Here is a 21,847-nt window from a genome sequence, read left to right on the forward strand (position 1 = left end):
GAATTCAATGGTGACTGGCAATGATTGAGCTATCCGCGAAGACTTACGCCGCCGAACTGCAACGCTTCCGGTTGCGAGGGCACGTCTGGCTCGCGTCGAACGAGATTCCCGCCGACGTCCAGGTGCCGACCGCGTGGCGCGCGCTGCTCGATACGTCCGACGCCGCGCTCGGCAACTGGCTCGCGAAGATGTGGGCAGGTGTCATCGGCCGCCTGCCCGCGGTCGAGACGTTCTTCGCCGAGAAGCTGCGGCGACCTGCCGTGTTCCAGAAGGAAAACGGCGACCTGTGCCTGCTCTATCCCTACACGGTCGAAGGCGACGACCTGAACTTCTTCATCGGCCATCCGCCGCTCGGCGATCTCGTGTCGGACGACATGTCGCTGTGGCGTGCGCTGCCTGACGATCTGCGCAGCTTCTATCAGTTCACGCACAACGGCTGGACCTTCTTTCCCGCCAACTCGATGGGACCGATGCCGATCGGCGACCAGACCGCGCTGACAGCCAAGCTCGACCTGACACCCGACGAGACGCGCAAGCTCGGCGTGAATCCCGATCTCGTGTGGACGATATTTCAGAACGGCAGCGGCGACTATCTGTGCCTGGATCTGCGCGACAGTGCCGGCGACGGCGGCGCGGCAGGACGGCTCTGGTGGCACGAGAATCCGACCGAGCTCGAGCCGGTGGATTTCTGGGCCGTCATGAATGCGTGGTTCGAGATATTCGTCGAGGAAGCCGACAAGCGGTGATCCGACACGCGCGGAGCACGAGGATGCCGCATGCAGGTCCACGCGCATCGTCGCGCACGGCATCGTTTCCGCGTACCTTATGACGTTACTGTCGGGTGTTTCCCACTGGTTCGGGATGCAGATTTTTACCTAAGATGGAAGCACTCGTGCGCGCGACACGGTGCCTGCGCGCGCACGGCAGGCAGGAGGCAGGGCCGGGAACGACTGCAGCAGATGTTTCCATCATGGATGCGAGTGTGTGCGCGACGGCCGCGAGTCATGCGGCCGCATCGACGCCAGCGGGTGCGGCGGCAATCGCCGTACGGACGGCGTCCGGCCGGTCGGGCCGAGTCGCCGGATTGCGCCACGCGTTCATCGCAATCGTTTGCGTTCTGAGCGTTGCCCCGGCCGTCCTTGCCGGGGCGCCCGGCGATGCCGACGAGCCGAACGACACGGTGCGGCTCGTCGGCACCACGACACCCGTCAATCCCACTAGTCCCGCCTTTTCGTCACACGACTCCGCCGTACGCCAAGTCGTGCTCGGCATCGTCAGTTTCACGCGCTGGCCGACGACGCCCGCTCGCCTGCATCTGTGCGTGACGGGCAGGCCCGACTACGCGGGCGATCTCACCGACTCGATGCAGGCCGGCTCGACCGTGCTCGACGTGCAGCGGGTCCGCTTCGACGACCCCGCGCTCGGCGTCGCATGCGACGTCGTGTATCTCGGCGCGCTCGGAAGCGACGAGCGAAAGCGGGTACGAACCGCGCTGGTCGGCCGTCCGGTGCTGACCATTGCCGAACACGATCCGTCATGCACCGCGGGCAGCATGTTCTGTCTCGCGGTCGAAGGCGAACACGTCACGTTCGACATCAATCTCGACGCCGTCGCGCGCAGTGGCGTGCGCGTGCATCCGAACGTGCTCAATCTCGCGCGGCGGACGCTGACGCCATGACACGTTCCGCACCCTCCATTTCGCCTTCGCGTGTGTCGCGCCCGACGCTGCAAAGCGTGTTGCGCCGCGCGCATTTGCGCCTTGCGTTCGTCGCGGTCGCGATGGCAGCCGTGTCGCTGATCGTCGTCGCCGTGATCGCGCTGCGCGCGTACGCCGGCAACAACCTGAACCTGCTGGCGCGCTCGCTCGGTTACACGGTCGAGGCGGCGCTCGTGTTCGGCGACCGCGTCGCGGCGAACGAGGCGATCGCGATGATCGCCACCGACGAGGACGTCGCTCAGGTGGTGGTCACCGATGGCAGAGGCCAGTTGTTCGCGACGTGGAAACTGCCTGCCGAAGGCCGGATCGCCCGGCTCGAGCGCGGCGTTGCCGCGCTGGCGCTGCCCGGGCCCGTGAGCGCTCCGGTGATGCACGACGGCATCGTTATCGGCCAGGTCATCGTGCGCGGTCGCGGGCATCAGTTCTTCGGATTCCTGCTCGGCGGCATCGGCGGCATTCTCGGCGGCCTGGCCGTCAGCGTGCTCGGCGCGTATGTCAGCTCGAAGCGTTTGCTGCGCAACATCGTTGCGCCGCTGCGGGCGCTGGCCGGTGTCGCGCACGCCGTGCGGCGCGAGCGTGCGTTCGCGCGTCGCGTCGAGCCGGTGGCGATCGCCGAACTGAATCAGCTCGGCGACGACTTCAACGCATTGCTCGACGAATTCGAAGACTGGCAGAACACCCTGCGTGACGAAAACGCGTCGCTCGAACACAAGGCCACGCACGATGCGCTCACGGGGCTGCCCAACCGCGTGCAGTTCGAGTCGCGTCTGTCGCTTGCACTCTGCGACGCCGTGGTGACGGGGCTGCGGGTCGCCATTCTGTATCTGGACTGCGACCGCTTCAAGGAAATCAACGATGGCCTCGGCCACGATGCCGGCGACGCGGTGCTGATCGGCGTGGCGGCGCGGTTGCGCGCGCAGGTGCGCGAGACCGATCTCGTCGCTCGGCTGGGCGGCGACGAATTCGCGGTGATGCTGACCGCTGTGCGCGATACGGACAGCGTGTGCCGGATCGCCGACGAGATCTTGTCCGGCATGGTGCCGTCGATCGAACTGCCCGACGGACGCATGGTGGCCACCATGATGAGTGCCGGTATTGCGCTGTATCCCGATCATGCGTCAGACGCGAGCGGCTTGCTGCGCGCGGCGGATGCCGCGATGTATCGCGCCAAGCGTGCGCGGCCGGGGTCGTGGCAGCTGGCGGAGGGCGTAGCGGGACGGGTTTGATGTCTGTCGTTTCGCGCCGCGGGCGAGGCCGCGGCGGCGGGATAACAAGCGCGCGCGAAGCGGGCGCGCACGAAGGGGTCGATCATGGATGACTCGTTGCCTGTGAGCATTGGGAGGATGTGCGTCGCGAGCGCGGTGCTTCTGTGCCTGCTGCTCTGCGGATGCAAGACGCCGCCGCTTCATCGGGGGCTCACGCAGACGCAGGTCACGGCGCTGAAGTCGGCCGGCTTCCAGGAGACCGAGCAGGGGTTCGAGTTCGGGTCGACGGGGCCGATTCTGTTCGATTTCGATCGGTACAACCTCAAGCCGGATGTCAGGCGGATCGTCGAGCGGATCGGCAGGACGTTGAGGTCGGCGGGGATCAACGGGGTGCGGGTTTATGGATACTCCGACGAGGAAGGAGAGGCCGCCTACGATCTCGAGTTGTCGCGGCGGCGGGCGGAGGTGGTGGCGATCGAGCTGGTGGACGTGGGGCTCGACGGGAAGCGGATTGCGGTTGTCCCGAAGGGGAAGAGCGATCCGGTGGGCGATAACCGGACGCCAGCCGGGAGAATGCAGAATCGGCGGGCGGCGATCGTGGTTTCGCCGAGGTGAGGGGCGTCACGTCTGGATGATCAGCGACGTCAGCAGTCACGACCCGCCACCAAACATCACCAAGCGATATTGCAGGACGACCGCGACGCTCCCGCACCGCCGGTAGCCGTGCAATGCGAACCCGCGCCGTTGTCGTAGAACGTCCGCGTCACCGGCTGCGGCACTGACGGATCGTACGGATTAGGCGCACCGTGCGGACCGCGCGCGGCATCGAAAGGCCGCGTGGGCGCATACGAATTCCTGCCGCCAGGCGCTTGCGACCCGTTGGCCCTCAGATAATCGGTCCAGTTCTGCGCGCGCTGTTCGTATCGGGGCAATGCGCGACCGAGGCTATCGCTGCCGCCCGCGCCGAGCGCAACGCGATTCGAAGGCCATGCAGAATTGCCGGCCCCGTGTTCAACCGAAGGCTGCGGCTCGAGCGTATCGCCCGAAACCCGCAACGGCCGCGTATCAGGCGTATCGAACGGACTACGTTCAGGCGGCGCCGCGTACTTCACGCGCCGCGTCGTTAGCGCGGCACGCGCGTCATCCCTGGCCACAGCCCGGCGTTCCGAACGAAACACATTGGCCCCGCCAGAACGATCGACCAGCGAATCGCGGCCCGATGCGTCGGCAATAGAAACAGAAAGCGCGCAAGCGAGCGCGACGGCGGAAGAAAAGCGGAGAGGATGATTCATCGGGATCCGAACCAGGCGATGTGCAATGAGAAAAAACGGCAGATCACTGGCTGGCGGCTCGGCGACGAGTGGGCGTCGAAGCGGCCCTGAAGCGACTGCGAATCGCGGAAGGGGCGACTCACAGGAAGGCTGGCTGGATTGCAGAAGCGAGGGCGCATTATTTCACAAAAATCACAAACAGCTTTCGTGTGACTGATGGATGTCGGCAAATAGAAGGATTGGCGGCACAGTCGCATCGCCTCGACACGGTGCACGCCGACACAATCATCAGTCGATTGATCTTCGGCGATCGGACCCTAAGCATCCAAAAGTGCACACGACGCACGACGACAAATCGCCGAAACCTAAACCCGGCAAGGATTTCGTCGACAAGCCCATCAAAAATCGCAACCCAATTGCACCCGCCGCAAACGTTCGCCGCCCGCGCCAGTTGCTCCCCCATCGCCACCTTGCGCGAGCCAAGTTTCTCCGTGTTTTCCCTCATAGAAGCGGCATTTTTGACAGACGATTTAAAAACCCCCATATAATTTCGACTGCCTTGCCAACGGCTGTCGGACCATCCCTCCGGACGAGCAGTTGGCAAGCGGGGCAGGCGAAACGCTTGCGCAATGCAAGACGCATCACGATGTCTTTCCGAACCAGACGTCCCCCTTGGGGACTGCAAGAGCCGGGCCCCGCTACGCAACATCCATCCGCAGGTCCGTCTTCATGTGTCTCGGGCGTGTCCCATGTCCTCGCCCCGGGTGCTGTTCGATTGCGCAAGTCATGCCGCCTTTGCCCGTATGACTAAACAACATCGAGGAGCTCCCAGATGACGCTGTCCCGTCTTACGTCCATTTCCGCCGCCGCCGTGCTGTTCGCCGCCGGCGCCGCCGCCGCGCAAGCGGAAACCGTGAAGATCGCCATCGCTGGTCCGATGAGCGGCTCGGTCGCCCAATATGGCGACATGGTGAAGGCCGGCGCGCTGACCGCGATCGAACAGATCAACGCGGCCGGCGGTGCGGGCGGCAACAAGTTCGAAGTCGTGCAGATGGACGACGCATGCGAACCGAAGCAGGCCGTCGCCGTCGCCAACAAGATCGTCAGCCAGAAGATCAAGTACGTGATCGGCCACGTGTGCTCGGGTTCGACGATCCCCGCATCCGACATCTACGAAAACGAAGGCATCGTGATGGTCACGCCGTCGGCCACCGCGCCGCAGCTGACGGAAGGCAAGAAGCGCCACTTCATCTTCCGCACGATCGGCCGTGACGACCAGCAAGGGCCGGCCGCCGCGCATTACATCATCAACAACGTGAAGCCGAAGAAGGTCGCGGTCCTGCACGACAAGCAGTCGTATGGCCAGGGCATCGCGTCGTCGGTGAAGAAGGACCTCGAAGCCGCGAAGATCCCGGTCGTCCTGTTCGAAGGCATCAACGCCGGCGATTCGGACTACTCGGCGATCATCACGAAGCTGAAGTCGCAAGGCGTCGATTTCGTCTACTTTGGCGGCTACCACCCGGAAATGGGCCTGCTGATGCGCCAGGCGCGCGAGCAGGGCGTGAAGGCCACGTTCATGGGGCCCGAAGGCGTGGGCAACAAGGACGTGACGGCAATTGCCGGCCCGGCTTCGGAAGGCATGCTGGTCACGCTGCCGGCCGACTTCTCGGCCGACCCGGCCAACGCGGCGCTCGTGAAGGCGTTCGCGGACAAGAAGCGCGACCCGAACGGCCCGTTCCAGATGCCGTCGTACGCAGCGGTGAAGATCATCGCCGACGCGATCGCCGGCGCGAAGACGACCGACCCGACGAAGGTCGCCGCGTACATGCACAAGACGACGTTCGACACGCCGATCGGCAAGGTCGCGTATGACGCTCAGGGCGACCTGAAGGCGTTCAAGTTCGTCGTCTACACGTGGCACAAGGACGCGACGAAGACCGCCGCCAAGTAACAACGGAGTATCCGCCCGCGCGCCCGCCCTGTCCGAGACCCGGACGGGGCGGGCGTGCATTCGCGCCGCGCATGACCGCATTGCGCGGCCGACGGGCGGCCCGAGACGACACCGTGCGTTGCGCGCGGCCGAACGCCGTGATCCGGCGACGGCATGCGACCCAGCGCCAACGGGAGCTTCCCGCACATGACTGACTTCTTTCCTCAATTTGCCCAGCAGCTGGTCAACGGCCTGACGCTGGGTGCGATCTATGCGCTGATCGCCATCGGCTATTCGATGGTCTACGGCATCATCGGCATGATCAACTTCGCCCACGGCGAAATCTACATGATCGGCGCCTACGTGGGTCTCGTGACCCTCACCGCCATCGGCATCTCCGCGGGCTATCCGCTGCCGCTCGTGCTCGGCGCCGCGCTGATCGTGTCGGTGATCGTCACCGGCCTGTACGGCTTCGCGGTCGAGCGCGTCGCGTATCGCCCGCTGCGCGGCGGCCCGCGCCTCGTGCCGCTGATCTCCGCGATCGGCATGTCGATCTTCCTGCAGAACTACGTGCAGATTGGCCAGGGCGCGCGCGACGTGTCCGTGCCGGTGCTGATCTCCGGCGCATTCGACATCCACCTCGGCGGCGACTACGACGTGACGATTCCGTATGCGCGTCTGTTGATCGTCTGCGTGACGATCGTGCTGATGATCGCGCTGACGCTGTTCATCTCGCATTCGCGGATGGGCCGTGCCTGCCGCGCATGCGCTGAAGACATGAAGATGGCGAACCTGCTCGGCATCGACACGAACCGCGTGATCTCGTTCACGTTCGTGCTCGGCGCGATGCTGGCGGCCGTCGGCGGCGTGCTGATCGGGCTGACGATCGGCAAGCTGAATCCGTACATCGGCTTCGTCGCGGGCATCAAGGCGTTCACCGCCGCGGTGCTGGGCGGGATCGGCAGCATCCCGGGCGCGATGCTCGGCGGCGTGCTGCTGGGCCTCGCCGAAACCTTCGCCGCAGGCTACATGCCGGCCGAGTACAAGGACGTCGTCGCGTTCGGCCTGCTCGTGCTGATCCTGCTCTTCCGCCCGACCGGCCTGCTCGGCAAGTCGGACATCGAAAAGGTTTGAGGGAGACGCAGATGAGTCAAGTCATTTCCGTTCGCCGCCCGGCCGCCGACGCGTCGGTCGGCCAGGCGCTGAAGAATGCCGCGGCCGCCGCGCTGCTGACGGCGATCCTCACGATTCCGGTGCTCGGCCTGCAGTTGAAGCTCGACGGCTATCAGGTCGTGCTGACGCCGCACTGGCGTCCGGTGTGGATCGCGGTCGCGGCCGTGTTCCTGTTCCAGTTGTTCAAGCCGTGGCTCGTGCGCGTGAAATCCGTCGTGAAGCTGCCGGCGATGCCCGCGATGGGCGCGCAGCAGCAGCGCGCGATCATCTGGGCGCTGCTCGCGGTCGGCCTCGTGTGGCCGTTCTTCGGTTCGCGCGGTGCCGTGGACGTCGCGACGCTCGCGCTGATCTACGTGATCCTCGGCCTCGGGCTGAACATCGTGGTCGGTTTCGCAGGGCTGCTCGATCTCGGCTATGTCGGGTTCTACGCGGTCGGCGGCTACACCTACGCGATGCTGAACCAGTATTTCGGGCTGTCGTTCTGGGAGTGTCTGCCGATCGCGGCGATCGCGTCGGCGACGTTCGGCTTCCTGCTCGGTTTCCCGGTGCTGCGGCTGCGCGGCGACTATCTCGCGATCGTCACGCTCGGCTTCGGCGAAATCATCCGCCTGCTGGCCAACAACCTGACGAGCCTCACGGGTGGCCCGGACGGCATCTCGAGCATTCCGAAGCCGACGGTGTTCGGCTTCGAGATGGCGCGCTCGGCGAGCGTCGAGGGTGCGAAGACGTTCCATGAACTGATCGGGCTGGAATACAGCGGCGAGCACATGGTGATCTTCCTGTACCTGATCGCGCTGGTGCTGGTCGGCTTCACGCTGTTCGTGACGAGCCGCCTGATCCGCATGCCGATGGGCCGTGCGTGGGAAGCGCTGCGCGACGACGAGATCGCGTGCCGTTCGCTGGGCCTGAACCCGACGCGCATCAAGCTGTCGGCGTTCACGCTCGGCGCGGCGTTCGCGGGCATCGGCGGCGCGTTCTTCGCCGCGCGTCAGGGCCTCGTGAATCCTGAATCGTTCACCTTCATCGAATCGGCGCTGATCCTCGCGATCGTCGTGCTCGGCGGGATGGGTTCGCAGCTCGGCGTGATTCTCGCGGCGATCCTGCTGACCGTGCTGCCGGAAGTCGCGCGCGGCTTCGCCGAGTACCGGATGCTGATCTTCGGCCTGGTGATGGTGTTGATGATGATGTGGCGTCCGCAGGGCCTGTTGCCCGCGAGCCGTCCCCACGTGGAGCTGCCGCAATGAGCGCGAATACGGAACTGTTGAAGGTCGCCGGGCTGCAGATGCGCTTCGGCGGGTTGCTCGCGGTGGACGGCATCGATTTCGACGTGCGCCGCAACGAGGTGTTCGCGATCATCGGGCCGAACGGCGCGGGCAAGACCACGGTGTTCAACTGCGTCGGCGGCTTCTACAAGCCGACCGGTGGCGACGTCGTGCTCGACGGCCACGCGATCGCCGGGCTGCCGAGCCACAAGATTGCGTTGAAGGGTCTCGTGCGCACGTTCCAGAACATCCGCCTGTTCAAGTCGCTGACGGTCGTCGAGAACCTGCTCGTCGCGCAGCATCGCAAGGTGAAGTCGGGGATGCTGCACGGCCTGTTCGCGACGCCCGCGTATCGTCGTGCCGAGAAGGAAGCGCTCGAACGCGCGGCCGTATGGCTCGACCGGATGGGGCTGACGGCGGTCGCCAACCGGCAGGCCGGCACGCTGTCGTATGGGCACCAGCGGCGCCTGGAGATCGCGCGCTGCATGATCACCGAGCCGCGCCTGTTGATGCTGGACGAGCCGGCGGCCGGTCTCAACCCGCAGGAGAAGATCGAACTGCAGCACCTGATCGACAAGCTGCGCCGCGAGTTCGGCGTATCGGTGCTGCTGATCGAACACGACATGAGCCTCGTGATGGGTGTGTCGGACCGCATCCTCGTGATGGAGCACGGCCGGCCGATCGTGATCGGCACGCCGGAAGCGGTCCGCAACGACCCGCGCGTGATCAAGGCGTATCTGGGGGAAGAGTGATGCTGAAGCTGGAACAGGTCCATACGCACTACGGCGCGGTCGAGGCGCTCGCGGGCGTGTCGATCGAGGTGAACAAGGGCGAGATCGTTACGCTGATCGGCAGCAACGGCGCCGGCAAGACGACGCTGATGATGACCGTGTGCGGCACGCCGCGCGCCTCGTCGGGCCGCGTGCTGTTCGAGGGCAACGACATCACTGCGATGTCGACGCACCAGATCATGCGGCAGGGGATGGCGATCTCGCCGGAAGGGCGGCGCGTGTTCCCGAGCCTGACGGTGCTCGAAAACCTGAAGATGGGCGGGTTTTTCGCGAGCCGTCACGAGATCGACGACGGCATCGAGCACGTCTTCAAGCTGTTTCCGCGCCTGAAGGAGCGCGCGGCGCAGCGGGCCGGCACGATGTCGGGCGGCGAGCAGCAGATGCTGGCGATCGGCCGCGCGCTGATGAGCAAGCCGCGCCTGCTGCTGCTCGATGAGCCGACGCTCGGTCTCGCGCCGCTCGTGATCGCGCAGATCTTCGACATCATCCGGACGATTCGCGACGAGGGCGTCACGGTGTTCCTGGTCGAGCAGAACGCGAACAAGGCGCTCGGCGTGGCCGATCGCGGCTACGTGCTCGAAACCGGGCGCGTGGTGCTCGCCGATACGGGCGCGAACCTGCTCGCGAACGACCGGATCAAGCAGGCGTATCTCGGCGGTTGATGCTGGATGCCGCCGGCCTGCAACGGGCCGGCGGCACGTGGTTCCGCGGACGCCGACGGCCGGCCCGCTTACAGTGCGCGCGTGATCGCCTGTTTCAGCAGCGACAGCCCGAGATCGATTTCCGCTTCGCTGACCGTCAGCGGCGGCGCGATCCGGAACACGCCGCCCATGCCGGGCAACTGCACGATGTTCATGCTGAGCCCGAGGTTCATGCACTCGCGCGTGATCTTCGCGCCGAGCCCGTCCGCCGGTTCCTTTGTCTTCCTATCCTTGACGATCTCGACGCCGAGCAGCAACCCGCGTCCGCGCACGTCGCCGATGCAGTCGAAGCGTTCCATCAGGTCGAGCAGCCCGCGCCGGAGCCGGTCGCCCATCACGTTCGCCCGCTGGACGAGGCCGTCGCGCTGCACCACGTCGAGCACGCGCAGGCCGACCGCCGCCGGCAGCGGGTCCGACACGTGCGTCGTGTAGAACAGGTAGCCGAGTTCGTGCGCGCGTTCCTCGATCCGCGCGGACGTGACGACGGCCGCGAGCGGCAGCCCCGCGCCGAGCGTCTTGGACAGCGTGAGGATGTCGGGCGTCACGCCGTCGCGCTGGCACGCGAACATCGTTCCGGTGCGCCCGACACCGGTTTGCGCTTCGTCGAGGATCAGCAGCATCCCGCGCTCCTCGCACTTGCGCTTGAGCGCCGCCATGTACCCTTCCGGCAATTCGATGATGCCGCCCGAACTCAGGATCGGCTCCGCGATGAACGCGGCGAGGTTGCCGCTCGATTGGCGATCGATCAGGTCGAATGCGTAGTCGAGTTCTGCGAGAGGATCGTAGGTGCCGTTGCGCTCGAAGCGCGGCCGGTACGTGAACGGCGCCGGAATCGCGAACGAACCGACGGCGGCCGGACCGACGCCCTTGCGGCCGGCGCTGTACGTGGCGGCCGCCGCCGCGCCCGTCATCCCGTGCCACGACTGCGCGAAGGCGACGATCTCGTGCTTGCCGGTGACGAGCTTCGCCATCCGGATCGCCGCTTCGTTCGATTCCGCGCCGGTGCTCAGCAGCAGCGCGCGATCGAGCCCGGGCGGCGTGACGTCGGCGAGGCGCGTCGCGAGATCGACGACGGGGCGCGACAGCATTCCGCTGAACAGGTGATCGAGCTTGCCCGCGTATTCGCCGATGACGGAAACGATCTCCGGATGGCTGTGCCCGAGCACGGCGCTCATCTGCCCCGACGTGAAATCGAGGATCGCGCGGCCGTCGGCGTCGTAGACGAAACTGCCTTGTGCGCGCTCGATGATCATCGGCTCGAACGTGCCGCCGTAGCGGATCAGGTGCTGCCTGGCGTTGTGCCAGAAGATTGCGTCGTCGTTCAGGGACATCGGGCTTCTCCGGACAAGGGCCATGGAACGCTTGCAGTCTAGGCGCCGGTCTGGTTTTATGGAAACGAATAGTGCTTATGCAAGGTAGAAAGGGAGCTAATACCTTGGGACGTTCGCTCGACATAGACCTGCTACGCTCGTTCGTCGTCATCGCGGAGGTGCGCTCGCTGAGCCGTGCGGCGGCGCGGGTCGGCCGCACGCAATCCGCGCTCAGCCAGCAGATGCGGCGGCTCGAGGAGAGCGTCGACCAGCCGTTGTTCCAGCGCACCGGCCGCGGCGTGGTGCTGACGCATCCCGGCGAGCGGCTGCTCGTGCATGCGCAGCGCATCCTGCGGCAGCACGACGAGGCGATGGCCGACCTGTGCGGCACCGGGTTGTCGGGCACGATCCGGTTCGGCTGTCCGGACGATTACGCGGCCGTGTTCCTGCCATCGCTGCTGCGACAGTTTTCGAGCCAGCATCCGCAGGCGATCGTTGAAGTCGTGTGCGGGCCGACGCCGCGACTGCTCGAACAACTCGACAAGCGGGCGGTCGACCTCGCGATGATCTCGATGCCGGACGACGATTCGAGCGACGATTTCATCCGCCGCGAGCAACTCGTCTGGATCGGTTATCCGGGGCTCGATGCCGCGCAGTTCGATCCGTTGCCGCTCGCACTGTCCGATCCCGATACGCTCGATCACATCGCGGCCTGCGACGCGTTGCAGCGAGCGGGCCGCGATTATCGCGTCGCGTATGCGAGCAGCAGTCTTGCGGGGCTGACCGCGCTGGTGCGTTCAGGGCAGGCGTTCGCGGTGATGACGCAGACAGCGGTGCCGGCCGATCTGGCGATTCTGGCCGGCGATCGCGGGCTGCCGCCGTTGCCGGCGGTGGGTATTACGCTGCGGTTCGACGGGAAGCGGCCGGCGCATCTGACGGCGACGTTTGCGGAGCATATCCGGCTCATGCTGCCGTTGTTGTGACGCGCGGCGTGAGGTCGACGTGGCTTCGCAAATCCAGATCGATCAGTAAGACTTAATGTTGTGCGGGTCGAATCGCGAGCGCATTCACGCGCTGCTGCCCGACTGTTTCCGCACGAAATCGTGCTGCTCCGATGTTCGGCCCAGGGCGGCCGGCAATTCCACTGGTGTCGTCGCGTGCCTATGCGCTCTCTGCATAGGAAATGTCGAAACTTTGCATTGGACCGCATATTTTGCGATTCCTAGAATCGGGCGAACGTCGAGCCTCGTTCGACAGGTTCGTTCAGCCACGTCGCGCTTGCCGCGCGGCAGTAATCCCCGAGGAATCGCTCCATGCAGATCAGCACACCCGTCGCCGCACTGTCCGAGGACATGAAAGCGTGGCGCCGACAGATTCACAGCCGGCCGGAAATCGCGTTTCAGGAAACCGGCACGGCCGCGTTCGTCGCGGAGTTGCTGCGCTCGTTCGGCATCGATACGCATACCGGAATCGGCCGCACCGGCGTGGTGGGCGTCATCGACGGTAACGGCGGGCCGGGCCCCACGATTGCATTGCGCGCCGACATGGATGCGCTGCCGATCCAGGAAGAAGGCCGGCCGGTTTATCGCTCGGTCCATCACGGACTGTTTCATGGCTGCGGCCACGACGGACACACCGCGATCCTGCTCGGCACGGCGAAGCTGCTGGCCGGCCGTCGCCAGTTCAAGGGGCGGGTCGTGCTGGTATTCCAGCCGGCCGAGGAAATCGTCAAAGGCAGCCAGGCGATGCTCGACGATCAGTTGCTCGAGCGTTTCCCGTTCGACGAAATCTATGGGTTGCACAACCATCCGCAGCTCGAGCCGGGCAAGATCGGCGTGCGCGTCGGATCGCAGCTTGCCGCGGTGGATTTTTTCTCGATCGAAATTCGCGGCACCGGCAGTCATGGCGGAACGCCGCATCGCAGCGTCGATCCGATCGCCATCGGCGCGTTGCTCGTCACTGCATTGCAGACCGTCGTCAGCCGCGCGATCGATCCGCTCGACAGCGCGGTGCTGAGCATCTGTCAGTTCGTTGCGGGGGCGACGGCGAACGTCATTCCCGATCGCGCGTCGCTGCAAGGCACCACGCGCGCGCTGTCGCCGCTGGCGCGCGAACGCTTGCACCTGCGCATGCGAGAGATCTGCGACGGCGTTGCGCTGTCGCACGGATGCGCGATCGATCTCGACATTTCGCACGGCACGCCGCCCACGATCAACGCGGAAGCTCCGGCGCGATGTGTCATGGCGGCTGCCGATACCGTGGTCGGCGCCGCTAACGTGCTGACCGACGTGGCACCGTTGATGGCGGGTGACGATGTCGCGCGCTTTCTCGAGGTGCGGCCCGGTTGCTATTTCTTTCTCGGGCAGGGCGGTCACATGTGCCATCACCCCGAATACGACTTCAACGACGACGTGGCACCGATCGGTGTGGCGATTTTCGATGAAGTCGTGCGGCGCCGTCTCGGGGTCTGACGGAACGCGTCGCACGGCCGAGGCATTCATAAAAAAATGGAGGAGAACATCATGGAACATGCAGTGTTCCGAGCCCGGCGGACGATGACCGCCCTGTCGGCAGGCGTGTGCGCCGCGGCCCCAATGGGCGCGGCATGTGCGGCCGAAGCACCGGTGCAGCGCGTCGCAAGCGGGTATACGCTTGCGCCGTTTCTGCTCTTCGTCGCGTTGACGCTCGGCATCACGTACTGGGCATCGCGTCGCAACCGCTCGGTCTCGCAGTTCTATACGGCCGGCGGCGGTGTCACGCCGTTGCAGAACGGCTTCGCGCTTGCCGGCGACTACATGTCCGCATCGTCATTCCTCGGCGCGGTCGGCATGATGGCCGGCTCGGGCTACGACTCCATCATTTACGGCGTCGGCACGCTGATCGGCTGGCCGATCCTGCTGTTCCTCGTCGCGGAACCGCTGCGCAATCTCGGACGCTTCACCCTCGCCGACGTCGTCGCGTTTCGTCTCGAGGAGCGTCCGGTTCGGAGCCTGGCCGCGGTGAATTCGCTGGTGATCGTGTTGTTCTATCTCGTCATCCAGCTGGTCGGCGCCGGCAAGCTGATCCAGCTGCTGTTCGGCGTGCCTTACATGGTGGCGATGCTCGCGGTTGGCGCGCTGGTGCTGGTGTACGTGCTGATCGGCGGGATGCTGGCCACCACGTGGGTGCAGATCGTGAAGGCGGTGCTGATGGTCGCGATCGGTACGTATCTGGCGTTCGAGGTGCTGCAGGCGACCGGCTTCAGCGCGAGCCGGCTGATCGGCGCGGTGGTGCAGTTTCATCCGGCCGGCACGGCCGTGCTGGCGCCGAGCCGGCTCGTCACGAACCCCGTGGATGCGATTTCGCTCGGCATGTCGTTGATCTTCGGCATGGTAGGCCTGCCGCATATCCTGAGCCGCCTGTTCACCGTACGCGACGGCGCCGCGGCCAGGCAATCGGCTTTCTACGCAACCGCGCTCATCGCGTGGTTCTATACCGCGGTCGTCGTGATCGGCGCGGGTGCGATCGTATTCGTGCTCCGCAATCCCGCTTTCCTGGACCCGGCCACGCACACGCTGATCGGCGGCGGAAACATGGCGGCGATGCATCTGAGCCATTACTTCGGCGGCGAGGTCTTCCTCGGCATCATGTCCGCGGTGGCGTTCGCAACGATCCTGGCGGTCGTCGCGGGGCTCACGATTTCAGGCGCATCGGCGGTCGGTCACGATCTGTACACGCGCATCCTGTGCAGAGGGCAAGCCGATCCGGCACGCGAACTGGCGGTGTCGCGCCGGGCCACGTTCGTACTGGTGGTGGCCGCGCTGCTGCTGTCGCATCTCGTGCAAGACCTGAACATCAGCTTCCTGGTCGGGCTCGCGTTCTCCATTTCGGCGAGCACCAACTTCCCGATCCTGATGCTGTCGATGTTCTGGCGACGATTGACGACGCGCGGCGTACTGGCTGGCGGAATCGTCGGGTTGGTGTCGTCGGTCGGGCTGCTCGTGACCGGGCCGACGATGTGGGTGGGCATCCTGAAGCACGACGGTGCGCTCTTTCCGTACGCGAATCCGACCTTGTTCTCGATGACGCTGGCGTTCGCCGTCGCATGGCTCGCATCGATTACCGACTCGTCTGCTCGCGCGGCGGCGGAGCGTGCGCGATTCGATGCGCAGATGTTCCGCAGCGCGACCGGGATCGGCATCAGCGCCCCCCAAACTCACTGATCACTGGAGCAACCATGTCGAACGTCAATCACCCGGCAATCGTCGCGCGCAGTACCGATGCGAACGCAAGCGTCGACGCACGCACGCGCGACGTGGCCCGTCTGGTCCGCCGTCGCACACGCCTGAGCATCGGCATGAGCGTGCTCGTGCTGGGCATCTACTTCGCGTTCATCCTGACCGTCGCGTTCGCTCCGGCCGTGTTGACACGTCACTTCCCGGTCGAATCGCCGATGACGGTCGGGATCGTCGTCGGGATCGGGCTTTACTGGTTCTGCGCGATCGCAACGGGCGCGTATGTGTGGATAGCCGGCCGCTGGATCGACCCGCTCGTCGGGCGGATTGCCCGATGAACGGGCGGGCGCGTCCGGGTTCGCGATGACGAGGCGCACCGAATTGTCCGAGAGTTGCGGTCGAGCCGGATGGATGTCCGGCTCGTCGTGAGTCGCGGTAGCCCAAGATCAGAACGCGTCGTTCGCACAATCCGCATCAGAGCTGTGTCTCCTTGCGCGTGTCAGTCATGAAACTGATACGCGCTTTTTTTGCGAGGACGGCCATGACGGACCCGGAGCGCGTTTCATTCGGCGGAATCGAGGCGCGCCGGCTCGTGTTTTTCGCACGCAGTTATCGGAGGGTCATGCAACTCTTGCATCGCGTGACGACAAGAATCTCATTGGATGGTGATTTTTTAGCTGAATACGATGCATCGCGGTCTCGAAGATTCACGCGGGCGCATGCACCTATGCCGTGCATGCGACGAAGAAAATCGGCTGCCTGATGATTCGGTATGCGAATAAAAATTGGCATGCCGTAACGAGCGGGAATGCTTGGGACCGGATCGCAGCACAATCCCAATCAATCGATGGAACGACATGAAACATAAGAAATCAGTGAGGAGACTGGCGACGACCGTGCTGACGCTTGCGTGCGCGACAGGGGCGGATGGCGCCCGCGCGCAGGGCTCGGTGGTCATGTACGGCATCCTGGATATTGGCATCCAGAGCTTGACCAATGCCGGATCGAACGGGAAGTCGTCGCTTGGCATGCTGGGCAGCGCGTTTCTGCCGTCCCGCTTCGGCTTCAAGGGCGACGAGGATCTCGGCGGGGGCTACGGCGCAATCTTTCAGCTCGAAAACGGCTTCGACCTCGGCAAGGGCACCCTCGTGACGCCGGGCACGTTGTTCAACCGCCTTTCGAGCGTCGGGTTTCGATCGCCTTATGGGCGGCTGACGTTCGGGCGGCAATACAGCATACAGTTCGACAAGACGGTACTCTATGATCCGACGTATTTCGCCAACGACTCGACGCTTTCGCTGAACGCGATCCCGCTGGCGACGTTGAGGCTGAACAATGCAGTGAAGTTCCAGTCGGAGCCGTTTTACGGATTCAACGTCGAGGCTGAATATGGCTTCGGCCAACAACTGCCGGGCAACGGCCTGGCCGGCCGGTATGTCGGCGCGGCGCTCGAATATGTCCGGGGAACGCTTGCCGCTCGCGTGCTTTACGAGCAGAGTCGCGGTACGAATGCGGGCGGCATCGATGCGTCGGGGCGGGTCGATGAGCGGTACAGCGCGGCGCTTCGTTATACGGTGGGCGGCGTGACCGTTTCCGCGGGCGTCACGCGCGTGGTCGGAGACCTCCAGTTGACGCCGCGCGGCGCGGCTTACTGGGGTAGTGTGAAGGGCTTCGCGACGCCGACGATTCAATGGTACGTGCTGGGCGGCCGCTACACTTTCCAGAGCACGCCGGGACACCCGACGCTGTTGGTCGGCGGAGGCGAGTATCTGCTGTCGAAGGCAACGTTTCTGTATGCGCATGTCGGCACGGTCTGGAACTCCGACGGGAGCGCGTTCGGAGTCAACAGCTTTTCCGGTGTTGGCCAGCCTGGCAAGAGTCAGGTCGGCGTGAGCGTCGGCATTCATCACCGGTTCTGATGCGGCACGCGGGCGCCCCGATCGAGACGTTGCGGCGAGGGGAGGCGACTATACTTGCCGCACGTGGGCAGGGTCGCTGCCCGTGAACGCCCGATTTCCCATGAATCTCCGCAAACTGCAACATGTCCTCGCGCTCGCTCGGTGCCAGAATTTCAGTCGCGCTTGCGCGGAGGTGCACCTGAGTCAATCCGCGCTGTCCCGCAGTATCCAGTCGATTGAAGCGGAGTTCGGCTTTTCGCTGTTCGATCGCAGCGCGCAACGTATCACGCTGACGCCGCACGGCAAGGTATTCGTCGAGCGGGCGCGCCGGATCGATTTCGAAGTGCGGGAGCTCAGGCGCGACCTCGCGCTGCTCGAGCGCGGGGAGTTCGGCGATCTCTGCATCGGGCTGGGCGCGACGCCAGCTGCATTGCTCAGGCAACCCATCCTGACGTTCGGGGCCGTCAACGCGCCCGAAGTGCGCGTGATACTCAAGCGCGGCAATACCGCCGACCTGCTCGGCATGTTGCTGGCGGAGCGCATCGACATGTTCGTTGGCGATATCGCGTCGCTCACACCGCAGCCGGAAATCGAGATCATGCCGCTGCCGAGATGGCGGGCCGCATTCTTCTGCGGCCACGCGCATCCGCTTGCGGGCATGGCGTGCGTATCGCCGGAGGATCTATTGAAATATCCGGTCGGCTGCACCCACCTGTCGAAGTACGCGCTCGACGATCTTCAGCGGCATCTCGGATTGCCGATCGCGGATCGCATCAAGCTCCAGAGCGACGATTTCGGCGAACTGGAGGCGGCGGCAGCCGTCAGCGATGTCGTCATTCTCGGCAGCCAGCCGGTATTCGACGAGGCGGTTCGGGCTGGAAGGTTGCATCCGGTGCCGCTCGATCCGCCGCTGGCGGGTTCGGCCCGTTTCGGGATCGTCGTGCTCTCGGGCAGAACCCAGTCGGCCACGATGCTGAGAATCAATGCCCTGGTGCAACGTGTGTTCGACGATTTCGCGGAAGATTTGTCGACAAGCTGACGTTGCTCCGGGTGCGCGCCGCGCCTCGTCGCGCAATGCGCGAGGTGATCTCGATCCCCCGGATATGGCGGCGCGTCGGCAGGCGATATCCGTTCTTTCCTGAACCGGGCGGACGAGCATTGATGCGTGTTTGCGTGCGGCTCCTCGTATGCGGGAGGCGCAGGTGCGAAAGGGCGCATGCGGATGCGGGCTGCCGTTTGCGCAGGCTCGCCGGCCGGGGTTGCCTCGGTCGTTCTGCAGCGGGCAACAAAAAACCCGCGAGGCTAAGCGCTGTCGCGGGTTTTTACAGATGCACGAAACACGGAAAAACCGCATTTGGTGCCGACGGCGAGACTCGAACTCGCACAGCTTTCGCCACTACCCCCTCAAGATAGCGTGTCTACCAATTTCACCACGTCGGCACTGCAAGGGGCCGAATTGTAGCGTTACATTGCGCGTTTGTGAAGGGGGTGTGACACGGCGAGCGGAGACCCGAATGCGATCCCGGTAGAATTCGGGCGATCGGTCCGACGACCATCGCCATGGCTACCCGTTTTCCACCGTGACCACCACCCTCGAACAACTGCAGGCCGGCCAGCTGTCGGGCGCCCGGCAACTCAAGCTCGCGTGCGGGCTGACCGAATTTCCGCGCGAGATCTTCGATCTGGCGGACACGCTCGAAGTGCTCGACCTGTCCGGCAATGCGCTGTCGGCGCTGCCGGACGACCTGTCGCGGCTGCATCGCCTGCGCATCCTGTTCGCGTCGGGCAATCGCTTTACCGAATTTCCCGACGTGCTCGGCACGTGCGCACAGCTCGACATGATCGGCTTCAAGGCGAACCGGATCCGCACGGTGCCGCGCGGGTCGCTGCCGCACGCGCTGCGCTGGCTGATCCTGACCGACAACGAAATCGATGAGCTGCCCGCCGGGATCGGCGATTGTTCGCACTTGCAGAAGCTGATGCTCGCGGGCAACCGGCTGCGCGCGTTGCCGCCCGAAATGGCCGCGTGCCGTGCGCTCGAACTGGTGCGGCTGTCGGCGAACCGGCTCGACGCGCTGCCGGATTGGCTGTTGCGCCTGCCGCGCCTCGCGTGGCTCGCGTCCGCGGGCAATCCGTTCGGCGCCGCGCCGGAAGCAGCGGCGTCGGCCGAGGCGGGCGTCGCAGACATCGACTGGACGTCGCTCGCCTTCGATCGGAAGCTCGGCGAAGGCGCATCGGGTGTCATTTATCGCGCGCAGTGGCGCGTGCAAGGCCAGGTGCCGCGTGCGGTCGCGGTCAAGCTGTTCAAGGGGGCCGTGACGAGCGACGGCCTGCCCGATTGCGAAATGGCCGCGTGTCTGCACGCCGGGCGTCACCCGAACATGATTCCGGTGATCGGCAAGGTGCGCGGCCATCCGGACGGCACGCACGGCCTCGTGATGGACCTGGTCGATCCGGCGTTGACGAACCTCGCCGGGCCGCCGAGCTTCTCGTCCTGCACGTGTGACGTCTATGCGGTCGATGCGCGCTTCGCGCCGGCCGAGGCATCGCGGATCGCGCTCGGCATCGCGTCGGTTGCAGCGCATCTGCACGCGCGCGGCATCATGCACGGCGACCTGTACGCGCACAACATCCTGCACGACGGCAAGGGCGGCGCGCTGCTCGGCGATTTCGGCGCGGCGTCGGTCTACGACGTAAACGACCGCATGCGCGCGGCGCGGCTCGAACGGCTGGAAGTCAGGGCGTTCGGCTATCTGCTCGGCGAGTTGCTGGTGCGATGCGAGCCGCGCGCGTGGGAAGGCTCGCACGCACTCGACGCGCTGGCGGCCGCCTGCTTGAACGAGGAGATCGACGCGCGGCCGTCGTTCGGCGAGATTGCGGCCGTGCTGGCCGCATCGAAGGGCTGACGGTTCAACCCGAGCCGTGGCGCCGGCCGTCGCCGCAGGAATGCTTACGCCTGCCGTGCAGTCAGCAGCTTGATCCCGAGGCCGACGAACAGCAGCCCGCTGGCGCGCTTGGCCGCGCGTACCCACGGGCTGACGCCGATGCCGCGATGGAGCCGGCGCACGCCGAACGAATAGACGCTGTGCACGACGACGACGGTGCATGCGATCGTCACGTACATCACGACGAACTGCATCGCGAGCGGGCGACCGTGTGCGATGAACTGCGGCATGAACGCCGACAGGAAGATCATCGTCTTCGGATTGCTGCCCGACACGAACAGCGCTTCGCGGAACAGCTTCCTGCGGTCGGGTTCGACGATCGCGGCCGGGCCGTCGGGCGAGCGTGCGTTGCGGTTGCCGCGCAGTTGCCGGATGCCCAGAAAGATCAGGTACGCTGCGCCGACGACCTTCATCGCGATGAACAGCGGCGGCATCGCGGCCAGCACCGCGCCGACGCCGAGCGCGACGAGCATGACTACCGCGCCTTGCGCGACGAGGTTGCCCGCGATCGTCGCGGCGGTGCCCCGCGAGCCGTAGCGCACCGTGTTGCGGATGACGAGCAGCACGTTGGGGCCCGGCGACAGCGTCGTCGCGAGATAGGCAGCGGCAAACAGCATCCAGGTCTGCATGGACATGCGTTGCTCCGAGGCGGTTCCGGCGGTGGGGACGCAGCGATGATGCCACACCAAAATGACGCGGACCGCCGCCCGAACCGACGCGGCGCGTCAGCGTGTGTCGCGCACGCAGTATGCGGCGATCGAAGACGGCGAATCGATCGCGGACGGCCGCGTCATCCACGCGATCCACGCCGCCCATAATCCGCAGGCGATCAACACGGCGACGTTCAGCGGCGTCCGGTAGCGGACGATCAGGTTGGCCAGCGGCACGCGTTCCTTGCTCATGTGCATCTCCTTGATCGTTGCGTTTTCGGCGTTACTGGCCGGTGTAGGCGGGCGCCTTCGCGTCGCAGGTCACGGACACCGTCGCGCCGTCGGCGAAATGCAGCCGGAACGGCACCTTCGCGCCGGGCGCGACGGGCTGGCGCGGTTCCTCCAGCATCACGTGATAGCCCTTCGGCCTGAACGTCACCGAGCCGTGCGCGGGCACGTCGACCGCTTCGACGTGAACCATCTTCGCGGTACTGCCGGCCGTCTGCGTTTCGTGCATCATCGCCATCCCGAACGCGGGCGTATCGACGCCCGTGAGCGTGACGGGTTTGTCGCCGTCGTTCTTCAGCGTGAAATAACCGGACGACGGCACCGTCGCCGGCATCGTGCGGATCCAGCATGCATCGGCCTGGATGGCCGATGCGGCGAACGTGGCGGGCGCCTGCAGCGCCAGCAGTGCAAACAGCAGGCTGGTCGGAATCGAGCGTTTCATCGAGTGTGTTCCTGATCGGGTAGGGAAGGTTGCCGCGCGGGCATCGTGTG

21 protein-coding genes and 1 tRNA gene are annotated in these 21,847 nt (G+C 65.4%); 16 read left to right on the forward strand and 6 right to left on the reverse strand.

Going from position 1 to position 21,847, the window contains the following annotated elements; all coding sequences use genetic code 11:
- Nucleotides 1-20 precede the first annotated feature (20 nt).
- The 4 genes from ACV22W_RS09035 (at nucleotide 21) to ACV22W_RS09050 (ending at nucleotide 3,537) form a co-directional block, all read left to right on the forward strand.
- Complete coding sequence (locus ACV22W_RS09035; RefSeq protein ID WP_448018850.1) at nucleotides 21-746, forward strand: SMI1/KNR4 family protein; 726 nt, start codon at nucleotides 21-23, stop codon at nucleotides 744-746.
- Between the two features lie 224 nt (nucleotides 747-970).
- Nucleotides 971-1,678 carry a YfiR family protein gene (locus tag ACV22W_RS09040; protein WP_448018851.1) on the forward strand — a complete coding sequence of 236 codons (708 nt, stop codon included), beginning with the start codon at nucleotides 971-973 and terminating at the stop codon, nucleotides 1,676-1,678.
- Nucleotides 1,675-2,943 (forward strand): diguanylate cyclase domain-containing protein, encoded by a 1,269-nt coding sequence (locus tag ACV22W_RS09045; RefSeq protein ID WP_448018852.1) that lies wholly within the window; start codon nucleotides 1,675-1,677, stop codon nucleotides 2,941-2,943. The genes ACV22W_RS09040 and ACV22W_RS09045 overlap by 4 nt, the downstream gene beginning before the upstream one ends.
- An 84-nt stretch (nucleotides 2,944-3,027) precedes the next feature.
- The gene (locus ACV22W_RS09050; RefSeq protein WP_448018853.1) at nucleotides 3,028-3,537 is read left to right on the forward strand and encodes an OmpA family protein; all 510 of its coding nucleotides are present in this window, start codon (nucleotides 3,028-3,030) and stop codon (nucleotides 3,535-3,537) included.
- Between the two features lie 56 nt (nucleotides 3,538-3,593).
- On the opposite strand, the gene ACV22W_RS09055 is transcribed toward ACV22W_RS09050, so the two are convergent.
- A complete protein-coding gene (locus ACV22W_RS09055) occupies nucleotides 3,594-4,214 on the reverse strand; it encodes a hypothetical protein (protein WP_448018854.1) in 621 nt (206 codons plus the stop codon).
- 811 nt (nucleotides 4,215-5,025) lie between these two features.
- Between ACV22W_RS09055 and ACV22W_RS09060 the strand changes: the two genes are divergently transcribed.
- From ACV22W_RS09060 to ACV22W_RS09080, 5 genes are all read left to right on the forward strand, one after another.
- On the forward strand, nucleotides 5,026-6,144 hold the full coding sequence (locus tag ACV22W_RS09060) for a branched-chain amino acid ABC transporter substrate-binding protein (protein ID WP_059534285.1): 1,119 nt from the start codon (nucleotides 5,026-5,028) through the stop codon (nucleotides 6,142-6,144).
- A 186-nt stretch (nucleotides 6,145-6,330) separates the two neighbouring features.
- A complete protein-coding gene (livH, locus tag ACV22W_RS09065) occupies nucleotides 6,331-7,257 on the forward strand; it encodes a high-affinity branched-chain amino acid ABC transporter permease LivH (protein ID WP_006484734.1) in 927 nt (308 codons plus the stop codon).
- Between the two features lie 11 nt (nucleotides 7,258-7,268).
- A complete protein-coding gene (locus tag ACV22W_RS09070; RefSeq protein ID WP_448018855.1) occupies nucleotides 7,269-8,540 on the forward strand; it encodes a high-affinity branched-chain amino acid ABC transporter permease LivM in 1,272 nt (423 codons plus the stop codon).
- The gene (gene livG, locus ACV22W_RS09075; protein WP_059534291.1) at nucleotides 8,537-9,310 is read left to right on the forward strand and encodes a high-affinity branched-chain amino acid ABC transporter ATP-binding protein LivG; all 774 of its coding nucleotides are present in this window, start codon (nucleotides 8,537-8,539) and stop codon (nucleotides 9,308-9,310) included. Before ACV22W_RS09070 ends, livG begins: the two co-directional genes overlap by 4 nt.
- Nucleotides 9,310-10,011 carry an ABC transporter ATP-binding protein gene (locus ACV22W_RS09080; protein ID WP_006484776.1) on the forward strand — a complete coding sequence of 234 codons (702 nt, stop codon included), beginning with the start codon at nucleotides 9,310-9,312 and terminating at the stop codon, nucleotides 10,009-10,011. Before livG ends, ACV22W_RS09080 begins: the two co-directional genes overlap by 1 nt.
- A 68-nt stretch (nucleotides 10,012-10,079) precedes the next feature.
- Here ACV22W_RS09080 and ACV22W_RS09085 read toward each other — a convergent pair whose 3' ends face one another.
- Nucleotides 10,080-11,381, reverse strand: a complete 1,302-nt coding sequence (locus tag ACV22W_RS09085) for an aspartate aminotransferase family protein (RefSeq protein WP_448018856.1) — start codon at nucleotides 11,379-11,381, stop codon at nucleotides 10,080-10,082.
- Nucleotides 11,382-11,458: 77 nt separating this feature from the next.
- On the opposite strand from ACV22W_RS09085, the gene ACV22W_RS09090 reads away from it, so the two are divergent.
- The 6 genes from ACV22W_RS09090 (at nucleotide 11,459) to ACV22W_RS09115 (ending at nucleotide 18,511) form a co-directional block, all read left to right on the forward strand.
- On the forward strand, nucleotides 11,459-12,343 hold the full coding sequence (locus tag ACV22W_RS09090; protein WP_448018857.1) for a LysR family transcriptional regulator: 885 nt from the start codon (nucleotides 11,459-11,461) through the stop codon (nucleotides 12,341-12,343).
- A 330-nt stretch (nucleotides 12,344-12,673) separates the two neighbouring features.
- Nucleotides 12,674-13,831 carry a M20 aminoacylase family protein gene (locus tag ACV22W_RS09095; RefSeq protein ID WP_448018858.1) on the forward strand — a complete coding sequence of 386 codons (1,158 nt, stop codon included), beginning with the start codon at nucleotides 12,674-12,676 and terminating at the stop codon, nucleotides 13,829-13,831.
- A 51-nt stretch (nucleotides 13,832-13,882) separates the two neighbouring features.
- Nucleotides 13,883-15,562: a sodium:solute symporter family transporter gene (locus tag ACV22W_RS09100; RefSeq protein WP_448018859.1), complete on the forward strand. Its 1,680-nt coding sequence runs from the start codon at nucleotides 13,883-13,885 to the stop codon at nucleotides 15,560-15,562.
- A 14-nt stretch (nucleotides 15,563-15,576) separates the two neighbouring features.
- On the forward strand, nucleotides 15,577-15,912 hold the full coding sequence (locus tag ACV22W_RS09105) for a DUF485 domain-containing protein (RefSeq protein WP_448018860.1): 336 nt from the start codon (nucleotides 15,577-15,579) through the stop codon (nucleotides 15,910-15,912).
- 519 nt (nucleotides 15,913-16,431) lie between these two features.
- A complete protein-coding gene (locus ACV22W_RS09110; RefSeq protein WP_448018861.1) occupies nucleotides 16,432-17,493 on the forward strand; it encodes a porin in 1,062 nt (353 codons plus the stop codon).
- A gap of 82 nt (nucleotides 17,494-17,575) precedes the next feature.
- Complete coding sequence (locus ACV22W_RS09115) at nucleotides 17,576-18,511, forward strand: LysR family transcriptional regulator (RefSeq protein ID WP_448018862.1); 936 nt, start codon at nucleotides 17,576-17,578, stop codon at nucleotides 18,509-18,511.
- Nucleotides 18,512-18,827: 316 nt separating this feature from the next.
- Here the strand turns inward: ACV22W_RS09115 and ACV22W_RS09120 are convergent.
- Nucleotides 18,828-18,912, reverse strand: a tRNA-Leu gene (locus ACV22W_RS09120).
- 140 nt (nucleotides 18,913-19,052) lie between these two features.
- Here ACV22W_RS09120 and ACV22W_RS09125 point away from each other — a divergent pair.
- Nucleotides 19,053-20,378 carry a leucine-rich repeat-containing protein kinase family protein gene (locus ACV22W_RS09125; RefSeq protein WP_448018863.1) on the forward strand — a complete coding sequence of 442 codons (1,326 nt, stop codon included), beginning with the start codon at nucleotides 19,053-19,055 and terminating at the stop codon, nucleotides 20,376-20,378.
- Nucleotides 20,379-20,422: 44 nt separating this feature from the next.
- On the opposite strand, the gene ACV22W_RS09130 is transcribed toward ACV22W_RS09125, so the two are convergent.
- From ACV22W_RS09130 to ACV22W_RS09140, 3 genes are all read right to left on the reverse strand, one after another.
- Nucleotides 20,423-21,052 (reverse strand): LysE family translocator, encoded by a 630-nt coding sequence (locus ACV22W_RS09130; protein WP_448018864.1) that lies wholly within the window; start codon nucleotides 21,050-21,052, stop codon nucleotides 20,423-20,425.
- 90 nt (nucleotides 21,053-21,142) lie between these two features.
- Complete coding sequence (locus tag ACV22W_RS09135; protein WP_448018865.1) at nucleotides 21,143-21,319, reverse strand: hypothetical protein; 177 nt, start codon at nucleotides 21,317-21,319, stop codon at nucleotides 21,143-21,145.
- Nucleotides 21,320-21,350: 31 nt separating this feature from the next.
- The gene (locus tag ACV22W_RS09140) at nucleotides 21,351-21,797 is read right to left on the reverse strand and encodes a copper chaperone PCu(A)C (RefSeq protein ID WP_448018866.1); all 447 of its coding nucleotides are present in this window, start codon (nucleotides 21,795-21,797) and stop codon (nucleotides 21,351-21,353) included.
- Nucleotides 21,798-21,847 lie beyond the last annotated feature (50 nt).

The organism is Burkholderia sp. AW49-1 (assembly GCF_053427845.1).

What these genes read in the sequence shown, in the direction of transcription:
- ACV22W_RS09035 (WP_448018850.1), top strand. Translation starts at nt 21, where the DNA reads ATGATTGAGCTATCCGCGAAGACTTACGCCGCCGAACTGCAACGCTTC.
- ACV22W_RS09040 (WP_448018851.1), top strand. Translation starts at nt 971, where the DNA reads ATGGATGCGAGTGTGTGCGCGACGGCCGCGAGTCATGCGGCCGCATCG.
- ACV22W_RS09045 (WP_448018852.1), top strand. Translation starts at nt 1,675, where the DNA reads ATGACACGTTCCGCACCCTCCATTTCGCCTTCGCGTGTGTCGCGCCCG.
- ACV22W_RS09050 (WP_448018853.1), top strand. Translation starts at nt 3,028, where the DNA reads ATGGATGACTCGTTGCCTGTGAGCATTGGGAGGATGTGCGTCGCGAGC.
- ACV22W_RS09055 (WP_448018854.1), bottom strand. Translation starts at nt 4,214, where the DNA reads ATGAATCATCCTCTCCGCTTTTCTTCCGCCGTCGCGCTCGCTTGCGCG.
- ACV22W_RS09060 (WP_059534285.1), top strand. Translation starts at nt 5,026, where the DNA reads ATGACGCTGTCCCGTCTTACGTCCATTTCCGCCGCCGCCGTGCTGTTC.
- livH (WP_006484734.1), top strand. Translation starts at nt 6,331, where the DNA reads ATGACTGACTTCTTTCCTCAATTTGCCCAGCAGCTGGTCAACGGCCTG.
- ACV22W_RS09070 (WP_448018855.1), top strand. Translation starts at nt 7,269, where the DNA reads ATGAGTCAAGTCATTTCCGTTCGCCGCCCGGCCGCCGACGCGTCGGTC.
- livG (WP_059534291.1), top strand. Translation starts at nt 8,537, where the DNA reads ATGAGCGCGAATACGGAACTGTTGAAGGTCGCCGGGCTGCAGATGCGC.
- ACV22W_RS09080 (WP_006484776.1), top strand. Translation starts at nt 9,310, where the DNA reads ATGCTGAAGCTGGAACAGGTCCATACGCACTACGGCGCGGTCGAGGCG.
- ACV22W_RS09085 (WP_448018856.1), bottom strand. Translation starts at nt 11,381, where the DNA reads ATGTCCCTGAACGACGACGCAATCTTCTGGCACAACGCCAGGCAGCAC.
- ACV22W_RS09090 (WP_448018857.1), top strand. Translation starts at nt 11,459, where the DNA reads ATGCAAGGTAGAAAGGGAGCTAATACCTTGGGACGTTCGCTCGACATA.
- ACV22W_RS09095 (WP_448018858.1), top strand. Translation starts at nt 12,674, where the DNA reads ATGCAGATCAGCACACCCGTCGCCGCACTGTCCGAGGACATGAAAGCG.
- ACV22W_RS09100 (WP_448018859.1), top strand. Translation starts at nt 13,883, where the DNA reads ATGGAACATGCAGTGTTCCGAGCCCGGCGGACGATGACCGCCCTGTCG.
- ACV22W_RS09105 (WP_448018860.1), top strand. Translation starts at nt 15,577, where the DNA reads ATGTCGAACGTCAATCACCCGGCAATCGTCGCGCGCAGTACCGATGCG.
- ACV22W_RS09110 (WP_448018861.1), top strand. Translation starts at nt 16,432, where the DNA reads ATGAAACATAAGAAATCAGTGAGGAGACTGGCGACGACCGTGCTGACG.
- ACV22W_RS09130 (WP_448018864.1), bottom strand. Translation starts at nt 21,052, where the DNA reads ATGTCCATGCAGACCTGGATGCTGTTTGCCGCTGCCTATCTCGCGACG.
- ACV22W_RS09135 (WP_448018865.1), bottom strand. Translation starts at nt 21,319, where the DNA reads ATGAGCAAGGAACGCGTGCCGCTGGCCAACCTGATCGTCCGCTACCGG.
- ACV22W_RS09140 (WP_448018866.1), bottom strand. Translation starts at nt 21,797, where the DNA reads ATGAAACGCTCGATTCCGACCAGCCTGCTGTTTGCACTGCTGGCGCTG.